Source organism: Shimia sp. NS0008-38b (genome assembly GCF_040370365.1).
Classification (GTDB): Bacteria; Pseudomonadota; Alphaproteobacteria; order Rhodobacterales; family Rhodobacteraceae; genus Shimia.
Window position 1 is genome coordinate 1 of the sequence record NZ_BAABWQ010000001.1, and the last position, 14,795, is coordinate 14,795.

Annotated in this window: 16 protein-coding genes; 7 read left to right on the top strand and 9 right to left on the bottom strand. The window is 55.1% G+C overall.

What is annotated here, in order from left to right:
• Positions 1-153: 153 nt before the first annotated feature.
• From ABWV47_RS00005 to ABWV47_RS00025, 5 genes are all read right to left on the bottom strand, one after another.
• On the bottom strand, positions 154-909 hold the full coding sequence (locus tag ABWV47_RS00005) for an ABC transporter ATP-binding protein (RefSeq protein WP_353307770.1): 756 nt from the start codon (positions 907-909) through the stop codon (positions 154-156).
• Between the two features lie 12 nt (positions 910-921).
• The gene (locus tag ABWV47_RS00010) at positions 922-1,683 is read right to left on the bottom strand and encodes an ABC transporter ATP-binding protein (RefSeq protein ID WP_353307771.1); all 762 of its coding nucleotides are present in this window, start codon (positions 1,681-1,683) and stop codon (positions 922-924) included.
• A 12-nt stretch (positions 1,684-1,695) separates the two neighbouring features.
• Positions 1,696-2,898, bottom strand: coding sequence for a branched-chain amino acid ABC transporter permease (locus tag ABWV47_RS00015; protein WP_353307772.1), 1,203 nt, complete (start codon positions 2,896-2,898; stop codon positions 1,696-1,698).
• Between the two features lie 3 nt (positions 2,899-2,901).
• Complete coding sequence (locus tag ABWV47_RS00020) at positions 2,902-3,933, bottom strand: branched-chain amino acid ABC transporter permease (RefSeq protein WP_353307773.1); 1,032 nt, start codon at positions 3,931-3,933, stop codon at positions 2,902-2,904.
• Positions 3,934-4,024: 91 nt separating this feature from the next.
• Positions 4,025-5,377, bottom strand: coding sequence for a substrate-binding protein (locus ABWV47_RS00025; RefSeq protein WP_353307774.1), 1,353 nt, complete (start codon positions 5,375-5,377; stop codon positions 4,025-4,027).
• 213 nt (positions 5,378-5,590) lie between these two features.
• Here ABWV47_RS00025 and ABWV47_RS00030 point away from each other — a divergent pair, with 213 nt between their 5' ends.
• From ABWV47_RS00030 to ABWV47_RS00050, 5 genes are all read left to right on the top strand, one after another.
• The gene (locus ABWV47_RS00030; protein ID WP_353307775.1) at positions 5,591-6,892 is read left to right on the top strand and encodes a short-chain fatty acyl-CoA regulator family protein; all 1,302 of its coding nucleotides are present in this window, start codon (positions 5,591-5,593) and stop codon (positions 6,890-6,892) included.
• An 80-nt stretch (positions 6,893-6,972) separates the two neighbouring features.
• On the top strand, positions 6,973-7,341 hold the full coding sequence (locus ABWV47_RS00035) for a response regulator transcription factor (protein WP_353307776.1): 369 nt from the start codon (positions 6,973-6,975) through the stop codon (positions 7,339-7,341).
• Positions 7,342-7,412: 71 nt separating this feature from the next.
• On the top strand, positions 7,413-7,622 hold the full coding sequence (locus ABWV47_RS00040; RefSeq protein WP_353307777.1) for a hypothetical protein: 210 nt from the start codon (positions 7,413-7,415) through the stop codon (positions 7,620-7,622).
• A complete protein-coding gene (locus ABWV47_RS00045; protein ID WP_353307779.1) occupies positions 7,622-10,312 on the top strand; it encodes an ATP-binding protein in 2,691 nt (896 codons plus the stop codon). Before ABWV47_RS00040 ends, ABWV47_RS00045 begins: the two co-directional genes overlap by 1 nt.
• A 99-nt stretch (positions 10,313-10,411) precedes the next feature.
• Complete coding sequence (locus tag ABWV47_RS00050) at positions 10,412-11,728, top strand: FliM/FliN family flagellar motor switch protein (protein WP_353307780.1); 1,317 nt, start codon at positions 10,412-10,414, stop codon at positions 11,726-11,728.
• 68 nt (positions 11,729-11,796) lie between these two features.
• Here the strand turns inward: ABWV47_RS00050 and ABWV47_RS00055 are convergent, their stop codons facing one another.
• Genes ABWV47_RS00055 through ABWV47_RS00070 form a run of 4 tightly spaced genes read right to left on the bottom strand, consistent with a single transcriptional unit; the run spans position 11,797 to position 13,998 of the window.
• Positions 11,797-12,225, bottom strand: coding sequence for a protein tyrosine phosphatase family protein (locus ABWV47_RS00055; protein WP_353307781.1), 429 nt, complete (start codon positions 12,223-12,225; stop codon positions 11,797-11,799).
• Positions 12,226-12,234: 9 nt separating this feature from the next.
• Positions 12,235-12,669, bottom strand: a complete 435-nt coding sequence (locus ABWV47_RS00060) for a DUF6691 family protein (RefSeq protein WP_353307782.1) — start codon at positions 12,667-12,669, stop codon at positions 12,235-12,237.
• Positions 12,669-13,106 carry a YeeE/YedE family protein gene (locus ABWV47_RS00065; RefSeq protein ID WP_502959669.1) on the bottom strand — a complete coding sequence of 146 codons (438 nt, stop codon included), beginning with the start codon at positions 13,104-13,106 and terminating at the stop codon, positions 12,669-12,671. Before ABWV47_RS00065 ends, ABWV47_RS00060 begins: the two co-directional genes overlap by 1 nt.
• 28 nt (positions 13,107-13,134) lie before the next feature.
• Positions 13,135-13,998, bottom strand: coding sequence for an MBL fold metallo-hydrolase (locus ABWV47_RS00070; RefSeq protein ID WP_353307783.1), 864 nt, complete (start codon positions 13,996-13,998; stop codon positions 13,135-13,137).
• Positions 13,999-14,206: 208 nt separating this feature from the next.
• On the opposite strand from ABWV47_RS00070, the gene ABWV47_RS00075 reads away from it, so the two are divergent.
• Positions 14,207-14,536: a TraR/DksA family transcriptional regulator gene (locus tag ABWV47_RS00075; RefSeq protein WP_353307784.1), complete on the top strand. Its 330-nt coding sequence runs from the start codon at positions 14,207-14,209 to the stop codon at positions 14,534-14,536.
• A gap of 39 nt (positions 14,537-14,575) precedes the next feature.
• Positions 14,576-14,791: a hypothetical protein gene (locus tag ABWV47_RS00080; protein WP_353307785.1), complete on the top strand. Its 216-nt coding sequence runs from the start codon at positions 14,576-14,578 to the stop codon at positions 14,789-14,791.
• Positions 14,792-14,795: the final 4 nt, after the last annotated feature.

Below are 14,795 nucleotides of genomic sequence, written 5' to 3' on the forward strand. Positions count from 1 at the left end.
ATGCTGTGATGTGAGCGTTCTCCGCCAATTCCGCAGACGGAGCATAAGTTTTGTCAGACATGTTGGACCTCGGATGGTTCTGATTGTTGGCGAGGTTAGGGGGCTGCGCCGTAAGGTCAACTCGACTTTTGGTGCAGCCCGCAGGAAACGGCGTCAGATTGCCAGATACTCAGCGCGGAGCTCTTCGTTCTCCAGCACTTCGTTGGCGGAACCGTCAAAGACCACGGAGCCGGTATCCAGGATCACCGCACGGTCCGCGAGTTCCAAAGCGCGCACAGCGTTTTGTTCCACGATGATCGTTGTGATGCCCTGTTCTTTGATGATGCGCAGCGTTTTCTCAATCTCATCCACGATCACCGGCGCCAGACCTTCGTAAGGCTCATCTAGCAACAGCACTTTCAGATCACGCGACAAGGCGCGGGCGATGGCGAGCATCTGTTGCTCCCCACCGGACAGCGTGACGCCTTCTTGTTTGCGGCGTTCACCAAGGCGTGGGAAAAGCTCATACAGGCGTTCAATCGACCAACCGATGGGCGGTGCGATTTGGGCGAGCTGAATGTTCTCTTCCACCGTCAGGCCGGGAATGATTGAGCGGTCTTCGGGCACAAGGCCAATGCCTGCGCCCGCCGCCTCATAGCTTTTCATCAGATGTAGAGGTTGGTGATCCAGCCAGATCTCCCCATGGGTGACCTGTGGATTGTTCATCCGCGCGATGGAGCGCAACGTCGAGGTTTTGCCCGCGCCGTTTCGGCCCAGAAGGGCGAGAATTTCGCCTTCGTGCACATTGAAGCTGATGTTTTGAACGATGTAGCTTTCGCCGTAGTAGCTTTCCATATTCCAGATGGACAGGTAGGCGGGGGCGGTTTCGGCCATGTTATGGCCTTTGGAGAAGTCGGGTTTGACGTTCATGTGTCCAGTCCCTTATGCGGCAGTGGTCTCGCCGAGGTACGCTTCGCGCACTTTCGGGTGACCTTTGATGTTTTCAGGATTGTCTTCGACCAGCGGCGTGCCCTGTGCCAGCACGGTGATGCGCTCAGCCAATGAGAAAACCACATGCATGTCGTGCTCGATGATGGCGATGGTGATGTCGCGCTCATCAGAGATTTGCTTAAGCAGGTCGATCGTGTTGTTGGTATCCGCGCGGGCCATACCGGCCGTAGGTTCATCCAACAGCAACAGGCGCGGCTCTTGTGCCAGACACATGCCGATTTCCAGACGCCGTTTGTCCCCACGTGACATGGAGGCCGCGTGCATGTGGCGTTTGTCCGCCATGTTCATGTCCACCAGCATGGCTTCGGCTTTTTCCACCACATCGTTTTCGCTAAACATGTTGGCGATGGCGTGCATTCGGAAAGCACCGTCGCGTTTGGCGAAACAGGGGATCATCATGTTTTCCATAACGGTCAGGTCACCGAAGATCTCCGGTGTTTGGAACACGCGGGAAATACCCATCTGGTTGATCTCATGTGGCGAGCGGCCCAGCACAGATTGACCGTCAAACATGACAGATCCCGTGTCTGGAATGAGCTTGCCCACGAGGCAATTGAGAAGGGTGGATTTCCCGGCCCCATTGGGGCCGATGATTGCGTGTACACTGTTTTCTTTGACGGAGAGGTTCACATCACCGAGGGCCTGAAGGCCACCGAACCGCTTGCCTACGTCTTTGACTTCGAGAATTCCCATCTTTCAGTCTCCTTATTCTGCGGGTTCGGTTGAGGCTTTGGGTGTGTCGTCATCTGCGGCTTTTTTCTTGCCACCAATCAGGCGCCACAAACGTTGGCCACCTTCGACCAGACCACCGGGCAGGAAGATCACAACAAGCATGAAGAGAATGCCGAGTGTCAGGTGCCAGCCCTTGCCGATGAAGGGGTAGATCAGCGTGATCACAAACTCTTCGAGCCCATCCGGAAGGAAAGCGAACCACTCATGCAAAACATCTTTGTTGATCTTGGAGAGGATGTTTTCCATGTATTTGATTGCGCCTGCGCCCAGAACCGGACCGATCAATGTGCCAACACCGCCAAGGATGGTCATCAAAACCACCTCGCCCGAAGCTGTCCAGAACATCCGCTCTGGCCCCACTTGGGTGTCCATTGCCACCAGCAGACCGCCAGCGAGGCCAGCATACATGCCAGAGATCACAAAGGCTGCAAGTGTGTGTGGACGTGGATTCAGACCAGTGTAGGACATGCGGGTCTGGTTGGATTTGATGGCGCGCAGCATCATGCCAAAAGGCGAGCGGAAGATGCGGATCGCGAGATAGAAGCTCAGGATCATGGCAATCGCGGCGATGTAGTAACCCGCGTTAAACGTGAAGAGCCAATCCCCAACGCTTAACTCTAAGCTGGCGCGCATATCCATACCAAACAGATTGGCGCGGCCAATTTCACCTTCTGCCACAGTTGAGAAGAGTGGATTGTCGGTGGATTTGATCTGCAGCCCTGTTTCACCACCCGTAATTGGTGTCAAAACTGAGTAGGCCAGCGAATAAGACATCATCGCAAAGGCCAGTGTCAGGATCGAGAAATAGATGCCTGAGCGCCGCAGTGAGATGAAACCCACCGCCACTGCGAAGATACCAGAGACGATCACACCCATGATGATAGCGGGGATCACGTTAAGCGAGACCAGTTTCATCATCCAGATGGCGCCGTATGAACCCACACCCAGAAAGGCGGCGTGCCCAAAGCTGAGGTAGCCGGTGAGGCCAAACAGGATGTTAAAGCCGATGGCAAAGATGCCAAAGATCACAAACCGCTGCATGAGATCTGGGTAGCCCGCATTGAACTGGGCCATCCCGGAGCTTTCGGGGAATGGGTTGAGGATGAAGGGGGCCAGAAGGGTTAATCCGGCTACGACCAGCAGGAGCTGGAAATCTTTCTTTTCGAGACCGAGCATAACTTAGTCCTCCATGACGCCCTTGCGGCCCATAAGGCCCCGAGGACGAGTCAGTAGAATGATGATTGCGACAAGGTAGATGATGATCTGGTTCAGACCCGGAAGGATCTCCAGTACCTGACGCATGGATGCGACGCTCTCAAGAATGCCGAGCATGAAGCCTGCGAGGACAGCGCCGGGCAAGGAGCCCATACCGCCCACAACAACCACCACAAAGCTCAGCACAAGGAAGTCCATGCCCATATGGTAGTTCGGCGAATTGATTGGCGTATACATGACACCGGCAAGGCCTGCGACGGCTGCGGCGAGGCCAAACATGATGGTAAAGCGGCGGTCGATGTTGATGCCCAAGAGACCCACGGTTTCGCGGTCTGCCATACCGGCACGTACAACCATGCCAAAGGTGGTGAATTGCAAGAAGGCGAAAACCGCACCGATGATCACAGCGGCAAACATGAAGTAGATGATGCGCCAGTAAGGGTAGATGATCAGGTTTGGATCAAAACCAAGTGCTGCGCCAAAGTCAAAGGAGCCTGTGAAGGCCTCTGGAGCAGGGGTTGGGATCGGGTTGGCACCATAGAAGTACTTGATGACTTCCTGAAGCACGATGGCCAAGCCAAAGGTCACAAGGATTTGGTCCGCATGTGGCCGCGCGTAGAAGTGTTTGATCAGGCCACGTTCCATGATGAAGCCAACGGCCATCATAATCGGAATAGCGAACAGAATCGACAGCGGGACGGCCCAGTCGATGATAACGTCACCTGTTGTTTGTCCAAATATATCATAGATATACGGCACATCGACCTTCAGCGGGTTGCCGAGAAAGTCTGTTTTTGTGTCATCAATAACAGTGTGTGACAGTGTGAGAATGCGGCTGAGTGTGACAGCGCAGAAGGCCCCGATCATGAACAGCGCCCCATGCGCGAAATTCACGACACCCAAGGTGCCAAAGATCAAGGTCAGACCCAGAGCGATCAACGCATAGGCGGATCCCTTGTCTAGGCCATTCAGAATTTGAAGGATAATTGCTTCCATCGGTCCGTCCCTATGGTTGTCCGAAGACGCCGGTTCGGCGTAAGGGGGCGGGCATCACTGCCCGCCCGAATAAGCGTTTAAGCGTCGTAGCTTATGCGCCGTTGTTGCAGGTACCCAGAGTGGCAGCAGCGCCGCCCATCTGTGGGTGATCAGGTGCGTAAGTCACCTGCTCAGCCGGGGTCACTTCAACGATTTCCAGAAGGTCGAACTCAGAAGCTGGGTTCTCTTTACCCTTCACAACCAGAACGTCTTTGAAGCACTGGTGATCGGCGCCACGGTACAGTGTTTTACCGTTGCCAAGACCATCAAACGAATAGTCCTCAAGCGCTTCAGCAACCGCGCAAGGCGCAAAGGAGCCCGCACGCTGACATGCGTCCGCATACAGCAGGGTTTGCACGTATGTGGTGTGCGCCGCCTGGGATGGTGGGAAGCCGTATTTGGTGCCGAAGGATTTAACGAAAGCTTTGGAGCCTTCATCCTGCAGGGACCAGTGCCAGTTGGTGGAACCAAAGATGCCCTTCACGTTGGCGCCTGCACCTTTCGCCATCAGGCGAGAGTAGAGCGGAACAATGATTTGGAAGTCTTTGCCGTTTACTTGCTTGTCACGCAGGCCAAACTGAACAGCGTTGGTCAACGAGTTCACCATGTTGCCGCCGTAGTGGTTCAGAACCAGTGTGTCGGCGCCGGACTGCAGAACAGGCGCGATGTAGGAGGAGAAGTCAGTCTGTGTCAGCGGTGTTTTCACAGCTGCAACAGTTTCCCAACCCATGGCTTCGGTAGAGGCTTTCACTGCTTCTTCTGTGGTGTAACCCCAGTTGTAGTCAGCGGTCAGGTGGTACGCCTTACGGTCGGTGCCGTAGTTCGCTGCCAGAACCGGCGCCAGTGCGGCACCAGACATGTAGGAGTTGAAGAAGTGACGGAAACCATTGGCTTTGCGATCTTTACCAGTGGTGTCGTTGGAGTGTGTCAGGCCAGCCATGAAGATCACGCCTGCTTCTTGACACAGAGCCTGAACAGCCACAGCCACACCAGAGGACGAGCCGCCGGTGATCATGATGGCGCCGTCTTTTTCGATCATCGACTTCGCAGAGGCGCGAGCCGCGTCAGATTTGGTCTGCGTGTCGCCAGTAACGAACTCAACCTTTTTGCCAAGGATGCCGTTGCCTTGCAGCTCTTTGGAGCTGAAAGTGTTCATCATGCCGCCGTCGCCGCCACCGTTCAGGTGCTCGACTGCCAGAGTGTAGGCGCGCAGTTCGTCGGCGCCCTCATCTGCGTAAGGACCGGTTTGTGGTACGTTGAAACCCAACGTTACCGAGCTGCCGGTTGGCTCGTTTGTGTATGCGTGTGCGGACTGAGCCGTAAAGATGGTCGGCAAAGCCAGACCAGCACCCGTGACGGCACTGGTCTTGAGTAAGCCACGACGTGTGAAGTTGCTTTTGGACATGTAATCCTCCCGTTATGTCATTTGTGGCTCGGGCTCCTCTTCCCGCCCCACAGGCACATTTGTGCAAGGTCATTATCGCGGGTTGTACGAAAATTTCGCAACAACTGCTTTCAAAGACACAATTTTTTTGTAAAGTAATTCGCACCGCTCTGCAGCATCTTGTAAAGAAATTATTCTGCGATGCAGAAAGTGGTTGAATTGGAGGGAAAGATCATGCCGCAGCAGACCTTGGTGGGCACGCGAATTCGAGAGCGACGGATCATGTCTGAAATGCGTCAGGCTGAACTCGCACGGCAGGTAGGCATTTCTGGAAGTTACCTCAACCTGATTGAACACAACCGCCGCAGAATCGGCGGTAAGCTTTTGGTGGACATCGCGCAGGCCCTTGATGTGGAGCCATCTTTGCTTAGCGAAGGCGCAGAGGCGGCCCTCTTGTCCACTTTGCGGGAAGCGTCGGCTGAAGCCAATAAGGCTGAGCCGGAAATGAAGCGCGCGGATGAGTTCGCCGGACGTTTTCCGGGCTGGGCCAGTTTGATTGCGGAGCAACATCAACGCCTCAGAAGCTTGGAACATACCGCGGCAACATTGACAGACCGATTGACCCATGACCCGCATCTGGCGACGTCAGTCCATGAGATGCTCACCACGGTGACGGCCATTCGCTCGACCGCAGGCATTCTGGTCGACACCAAGGAGATAGAACCGGAATGGCGCAACCGTTTTCATCGCAACCTAAACGAAGACAGCCAGCGGTTGGCTGAGGGGGCGGAGCAGCTGGTGTCTTATTTGGACGACGCCGGAGATGCAGGTGCAGGGATGACGCTGCCCTTGGAAGAAGTGGAGGCCATGCTGAATGCACATGGGTTCCGATTTGATGCATTGGGTCAGGCGGATGCCGCAGAACTGCGTGCCTTTGTGGATTGCCAAGAGTTTCTGACAACCTCCGATGCGCGGGACATGGCGCTCACCGTATTGCGGCAGCTGCGTGCTGATGCGCGTATGTTGCCCATTGAACAGATACGTCCGCATTTAGAAGATAGAACGGTCGACCCCGCCGCGATTGGGACGGCCTGTGGCGTGCCATTGAGCGTGGTGCTGAGGCGGTTGGCTGCGGTTTCAGATGAGCTGTTGCCGATGCCGCTGGGATTGGTGATGTGCGATGGCGCCGGGACGCTTATGTTGCGCAAGCCAGTGGAAGGATTCGCGATTCCGAGATTTTCTGGGGCCTGTCCGAAGTGGCCTCTGTTCCAAGCATTGTCGCGGCCCATGCAGCCTCTGCGACAGACAGTCACGGTCACCGGACGAGACGCGCGTCGATTTGATTGCTATGCCATCACGGAACCTGTGGGTGCCATACAAGTCAACGTAGCTCCGCTGTATCATAGTTATATGTTAATTGTTCCTCGGGATGAGAGCGGAGTGTCTGAAGCGGAAGTCGGGTCGACATGTCGTGTCTGCTCTATGGAAGTTTGTGACGGTCGTAGAGAACCTTCTTTGCTTGCCGTAGGGGTATAAGGCTGGAAAATGTCTTGGCTTTTGAATGGCGCCCGCTAAGAATGTAACACCGCTTATGGACTTTCGGGGAGGGAAGCCACATGGGCAAGACTGTTCTTGTGATCGAAGACGAGCCGAACATCATCGAAGCCATCAGTTTTATTCTATCGAGAGATGGGTGGTCTGTTGCCACTCATTCCAACGGTCATGATGCGGTTGGAGTGGTGCTTGCGGCCATGCCAGACCTTGTGATCTTGGACGTGATGCTGCCGGGCAAAACGGGATATGACATCCTGCGCGAGCTGCGCGGCGTTGACTCTACCGCCCGCTTGCCAGTGCTGATGCTGACCGCCAAAGGTCAAGTCAAGGATCGGGAAATGGCAGAACGGGCGGGGGCAAGTCGGTTTATGACCAAGCCATTTTCAAATGCAGAGGTGCTTGACGCGGTGCGCGAGCTGGTCACTGGGTGAGCGCCCGGCACACAATGCCATTTCTGCAGCGGCAAAGTTACCGCCGCAGGCGTCTTATTGATACGGTTCGCATGTTGCCGGTGGTCGGTGCGATTTTGTGGGCGGTGCCCTTATTGTGGCCCACCAAAGAAGACGTTGCCGGCAGCGCAGACAAGGCGATCTCCACGTCGGATGCCATAATCTACATATTCTTGGTTTGGCTGGCGCTCGTCGTTCTGGGGGCCTGGCTTGCACGATTGGTGAAGCACAGCGATGCACTTGAGGAAGAAGGGGATCGCTGATGGGCACGCTGAACATTCTTGTTGGCGTGTGCCTTATGTACGTCGTGTTTTTGTTCTTTGTGGCCTTTGTCGCTGAACGTGCGGCGATCCGAGGGCAAAGCGGTTGGTTGCGTAGCCCGTTGATTTACACGCTGTCGCTGTCGATTTATTGCACGGCTTGGACATTTTATGGCGCGGTTGGCTATGCCGCGCGGTCCGGGCTTGAGTACTTGACGATCTATATCGGTCCCACGTTGGTGGTTGTGGGCTGGTGGTGGGTTTTGCGCAAACTGGTGCGTATTGGGCGAACACAGCGTATCACTTCGATCGCCGACTTGATCTCGTCTCGCTATGGTAAATCCAATCTTTTGGCCGTTGGCGTCACCATACTGGCTGTGATTGGCACAACGCCCTACATTGCCCTTCAGCTGCAATCTGTAACGATAAGTTTTGACGTATTTTCAAATGCCTACGGGGAGAGTCTCACCCAGACAAGCCAAGACAGCAACGCGCTTTGGGTGGCGTCTGGGCTGGCGTTGTTCACCATTGTATTTGGCACACGCAACCTCGATGTGAACGAGCGCCATCACGGCGTTGTCATGGCCATCGCGGTTGAGGCTATTGTCAAACTCTTCGCACTGCTCGCTGTTGGTGTGTTTGTGGTTTGGGGTGTCGCGGGGGGAGTCGGCGATATTTTTGCGCGCATCGATTCCAGTGCATTGGGGCAATGGCAAATGCGCGGAGATAGGTGGGCCGCGTTGATTTTTCTGTCAGCGGCCGCGTTCTTGTGTCTGCCGCGCATGTTTCAGGTGATGGTCATTGAGAACGAAGAAGAGGACCATCTTCGTACGGCCAGTTGGGCGTTTCCATTGTACCTGATGGTGATGAGCCTTTTTGTGGTGCCAATTGCGGTGGTTGGACTCGATCTGATGCCAGCAGGGAGCAACCCCGACTTCTTTGTGCTGACAGTGCCGCTTGCGACCGGCAATGACGGATTGGCGATGTTGTCCTTTCTCGGGGGATTTTCGAGCGCTACATCCATGGTGATTGTTGCAGCATTGGCCCTGTCCACAATGGTGTCAAACCACATCGTCATGCCCATTTGGCTGAGCACACAGAGTAGTGGCGCTTCGGTGTCCGGGGACGTGCGTCATGTGGTATTGTTGTCGCGCCGGATCTCCATCGCCGCCGTGGTTTTTCTTGGCTACCTATACTTCCGCCTGTCCGGTGGCGGCGCAGCCCTCGCGTCCATTGGTTTGATCTCCTTTGCTGGCGTGGCGCAGTTCTTACCGGTGTTGCTCGGAGGTATTTTCTGGCGGGGCGCGACCCGCACTGGGGCTCTGGTGGGTTTGACCGTTGGGTTTGTCATCTGGGCCTATGCGCTTTTGCTGCCGAGTTTTGGCACTGGGACGCTTATCAGCGAAACAGTCTTGGCCGAAGGGCCATATGGGATCGGTTGGTTGCGGCCACAGGCGTTCTTTGGCATCACCGGAATGGACCCTCTGATACATGCAATACTGTGGTCTATATTGTTGAATACAGTTAGTTTTTTTGTCGCGTCTTTGGTTGGATTTCCCTCGCCTCTCGAGCGGTTGCAGGGGGCCCAATTTGTCAACGTGTTTGAGCACAGCTCCACACCGCAAGGTTGGAGCGGCAGTCTGGCACAAAGCGAAGATTTGATGGTGATGGCGCAGCGTATCATTGGCGCACGTGAGGCACAGAGCCTGTTTGAAAAGGAGGCCAAACGTCAAGGAGTGAGTGGTCTGCTGCCAGAACCGTCACCGGATTTCCTGCAATCTCTGGAGCGAGAGTTGGCGGGTTCAGTGGGGGCGGCGACGGCGCATGCAATGATTGGTCAAATCGTTGGTGGGGCCTCGGTTTCGGTCGAGGATTTGATGGCTGTTGCGGATGAGACCGCTCAGATGATGGAGTATTCCTCACGTTTGGAAGCGAAGTCCGAAGAGCAGGCGCGTACGGCGCGGCAACTGCGTCAAGCCAATGACAAATTGACCCAACTTTCAGAGCAGAAAGACAACTTTCTTAGTCAGGTCAGCCATGAGTTGCGCACGCCCATGACGTCGATCCGGGCATTTTCGGAAATTTTGCGGGACAGTGAGCGCCTGACAGATGACGAGAAAATCAAATACAGCTCCATTATTCATGATGAGGCGATCCGGTTAACACGGCTGTTGGATGATCTTTTGGATCTCAGTGTCTTGGAGAACGGTCAGGTCAATTTGAACCAACAAACCGGTGTGTTGTCTGATGTGCTGGACCACGCTTTGTCGAGCGCCTTGACGGGCAACGCGTTCGCAGAGCTCAAAATCATTCGGCAGCTTTCACGTGAAAAGCTTTCATTGACCACAGATTTGGACCGGCTCAGCCAGGTTTTCATCAACTTGATTGCGAATGCGCAAAAATACTGTGATGCCGAGAAACCCGTTTTGAGGGTTGAGGTTGGCCGAGGGGATGCGCAGCTTGTGGTGGATTTCATTGACAACGGAAGCGGAATTTCCAAAGAAGATCAGACCGTAATTTTTGAGAAATTTGCCCGAACAGGTGAGCAAAGAGTGAGCGGCGCAGGGCTGGGATTGGCCATCTGTCGCGAGATTATGACGCGTTTGGGGGGCACCGTAGACTATCTGCCGGGACAAGGCGGGGCGGCGTTTCGTGTGACCTTGCCTGAACAAGTGGCATTGGCCGCCCAATAGTCAGAAATTATGCGTCTTTTAGAGGTTCTGTAGAGAGCCTGTTAACCTTCTTCGGGCACATCTGTCTCTAAACGACTTCCAAATCGAGCTGTGACGGATATGGGTGAGACAAAAGGCAATTCCATTCTACGACGCAAGGCCGTGGACGGCAGCACCGAGCATCAGGCTCGCGCAATGTCGCCCAACAAGGCCATGCGGCTTGGGTTTGCGCTTGCGGCTGAAAAGGGCATGGATCTGGCGCTGGACGTGACCAAAGTGTCTCACGCACGATTGCCGCACAGGGCACTACAAGCGACTTTGGACGAGCAGTCTTTGTTGGCCATTTTGGAGGGCCAAAACGGTGAACCTGGGGCTCTTGCCGTGGACATGCAGGTTTTGGCTGGGCTCGTTGAGCATCAAACACTTGGACAAGTGATCCCGAAGCCGGTTTCAGATCGCGCGCCAACGCGTGTGGACGCGGCGCTGATTACACCGTTTATGGAAGATGCCCTGATGCGATTTGTCCGCATGTTGGCGGAGGAGGGCGAGGCACCCTATTGGTTGCAGCACTACAAATTCGGCGCGATGGCAATGGACACACGCACCCTGTCCTTGGCGATGACGGCGCAGGACTACCATATGTTTGTGTTGGATATCTCGCTGGCGCGCGGCAAGAAGACCGGCACGATGGCGTTGATTTTTCCTGATATTCAAGTGCTTGTTGAAGAGACGCCAGAAGACGACATTTCGGATGCGGAAAAATTCCAGAGCACCATAAAACAGGCTTCTACCACCTTGAATGCGGTGATTGGCAAACTGTCGATGCCCATTTCCAGTGTTCAGGCGTTCCAGGTGGGCGAGGTTTTGACATTGCCAGAGGATCCTATGCGTACAGCAAAGTTGGTCTCTCTCACTGGCGAAGAGGTTGCAGACGTGCGCATTGGCCAACTTGATGGCATGCGCGCGGTCTGTGTGCCGGGATTGGTGGCGTCCTCAGCGTTTGCGAGCGGCGACACCGCTGGTGAGGCTCTTCCCACGATGGGTGGGCTGGACGATGAGATGCCCTCAATCGGTGGCATGCCAGACATGGGTGGAATGCCCGATATTGGCGGAATGCCTGACTTGGATGCTGGTGGGTTGCCTGATCTAGATGGCGGTGGGCTCCCGGATATGGGCGGGGATTTGCCCGACATGGGAGGCGAATTGCCTGACTTTGGTGGAGACCTGCCAGAGCTTGGTGGTGACTTGCCTGATTTGGGTGGCGGCGGTTTGCCGGACTTGGAACCCATGGGTGATTTGGGCATCGGGTTGGACACAGAGGGCGGCGATGACTTCTCCGGTCTTGATGACCTCGATGATCTGATACAGTTGGGCGATGATGATATTGGCGAGCCAGCGGCCCTGATAGACTTGGATTTGGACCTTACGGGCACCTGATATCACATGCGTCAGCCCCAAAAACAAAAGCCCCAGGCATTGCCGGGGCTTTTGTGTTGTTTGAAGCGTTAGCTGTTTGACTTCATGCTGTCCAAATGCGGCGTTAGACCTGAGATGTCATAGCCGCCCTGAGCGGCGGCTGCGATGATATCGGCCGTGTCCATCTCTGTGGCATGGGCAAGCGCCCAGCATATGGTTGAGCGTGTGCCTGAGCGGCAATATGCCAAGACTTTTCCATCGCAGGCCCCTAGGCTGTCGCGCTGAAGGGCTTGGCGTTCTGGTGTCATAGACTCCATGGTGAGTGGATTGACCACATATTTCAGCCCTGCGGCCTCAGCGGCCGCTTGCATGGCCGCGCTGTGCTGGTCGGGGCCAACCTCGCCGTCGGGGCGGTTGTTGATGACAAGCCCAAAGCCAGCTTCGGCAAGGGTTGCGAAATCCGCAGCATCAATCTGAGGCGCGGCATAAAAACGGTCTGTGATCTGACGAATATCCATAGCGATTTCTTACTCGGCGGGAACTGCTCTGTCTAGTTGTGCGCGGGCCTTAGGTGCAATGGCCATGCCAGCGATCATAGCGGCGAAGAATACCCAGTGGGGCCAGCCGCCGTAGCTCAGTGATGCGATTGCCGGTCCGGGGCACAATCCGGCCAATCCCCAGCCAACCCCAAAGAGGACAGAGCCTAGGACCAGGTTGCGGCCAAGTTTTGGGGAAGAGGGGGCAGGGAAGCTGCCGCCGACAACCGGGGTGCGCCCTTGCGTCATCCGCCATGCTAAGGCCATCGGGACAATCGCGCCGCCCATAACAAACGCCAGTGTAGGATCCCAGTTTCCAAACACATCCAGCCAGCCCTGAACTTTGGCGGTATCGGTCATGCCCGACACATAGAGTCCCGTGCCAAACAGGCCTCCGGCGACAAATGCCAATATCAAACGTTGCATCAGACCACCCCCAGAACGTGGCGGAACAGACCCACCGTCAGCCCGCCTGCCAAAATGTAAAATGCCGTCGCCACAATACCGCGCAGTGAAAACCGGGATATGCCGCACACGCCATGACCAGACGTGCATCCGTTGGCCAGTCGTGTCCCGACGCCGACACAGAGGCCCGCGGCAATCAAGATGGCCAGATTAGAGCTCACATGCGTATCGACGCCGCCGGACATTGGCTGTAGCAAGATCGGCAGCAGAAAGACGCCCGCGAGGAATACCAATCGCTCTGTGATGTTGGCTTTGCCGGATCCGTCGATCACGCCGCCAAGGATTCCGCTTGCCCCCATGATGCGACCGTTTCCAAGAAGGAAAACAGCGCCCGCCAAACCGATCAACAAACCTCCCGCCAACCCAAAGAGCCAGTCAGCTGGTATGGAATTCAACATGTCATTTCCTTCTGTTTTTGCGCAAAGCTCAAAGTTTATTGATAGGTAACTTCAGAACAATATCGCCTTCGTCGTCCGGCTCTGGCATGTGGCCAGCGCGCATGTTGACTTGCAGGGACGGTATGATCAGTTTTGGCATCGAAAGCTGTGCGTCACGGGTGTCCCGCATTTGGACAAAGCTGTCTTTGTCTGCTCCGTCGCCAATGTGGACGTTCTTGGCTTTCTGTTCGCCCACTGTGGTTTCCCAAGCGTAGGCGTCTCGGCCGGGAGCTTTGTAGTCATGACCGACAAAAATCCGCGTTTCGTCTGGCAACGACAAGATCTTTTGAATGGAGTTGTACAATTCCTCGGAAGAGCCTCCTGGGAAGTCGCATCTTGCGGTGCCGAAATCGGGCATGAAGAGCGTGTCACCCACAAAAGCCGCATCTCCAATCACATAAGTCATGCACGCTGGCGTATGACCCGGCGTGTGCAACACGTCCCCGCGTAGCTGGCCGATCATGAAGCTATCACCTTCTTCAAACAGTTGATCAAACTGCGATCCGTCGCGCTGGAACTCGGTGCCTTCGTTGAACACCTTGCCAAACGTGTCCTGCACAACGGTGATGTTTTTGCCAATGCCTATTTTGCCGCCCAACTGCTCCTGAAGGTAAGGCGCTGCGGACAAGTGGTCAGCATGCACATGGCTTTCCAAAATCCATTCAACATTAAGAGCATTCTCTCGCACATGTGCGATGATGTTGTCGGCGGATTTGGTGTCGGTGCGCGCGGCACTGAAATCAAAGTCCAAGACGCTGTCAATGATTGCACAGGACGACCCCATTGGATCTTTGACAACGAAAGAAATGGTGTTTGTCGCATCATCAAAAAAGGCTGTGACGTCTGGCTTCATGGCGATTCCTCCGTTGAGAATACATATGCGCATAAAAGAATATGTTTCAAGTCTAGGTGCGCATCTTGCCCTAAATCTTGTCCAATCAGCCCGAAGTGCGTGGGCTGTTGATGTGAATCAAGGCACTTGTGAGCGTGTTCTGTCAAGCTTACCGCACTTCATGACACAGGCGCATCGCCTCGTTCAAAAGCCATCTCAGGAGTCAACCATGACAGACCTTGTTCGTAGAAAGTCCGCATTATTGAAGCGCCTGTCAGAACTGGATCACCGTATACACGCGATTGAGGCAGAACTGGATGCGCCGCATTCCAAAGATTGGGAAGACGCCGCTGTTGAGCACGAGGGAGACGAAGTTCTCGAGGGGCTTGGTCAGACAAGTCAGGATGAAATTCACCGGATTCAGGCCGCGCTGAAGCGTGTGCGGGATGGGGAATATGGATTTTGTGTTTCCTGCGGAGAAAACATCACTGACGCGCGATTGGATGTGGTGCCGGAGACGCCATTCTGCAGCGCTTGTGCTGCCAAAATGACGAGCTGAACCAACTAAGGGGGCAGGCCGTTTCAGAAGGAGGAAAAGATGACGGTTGATAAGCTAATAAAACGTGCGCAGGTGCTGGAGGAGCGGATTCAAAACGCAGCGGAAGTTGAGCGCTATGAATTGCATCAACAACTGCACCGCACCCTTGTGAACATCCAGCAGAATGGTGGGCAAGTGCCCGCGCGTTTGAAACGTTTGGATCTTGAGATGTTGGAAGACGAAATTGAAGACGGCTTTGACAATATGCCCGTCTGAAGCG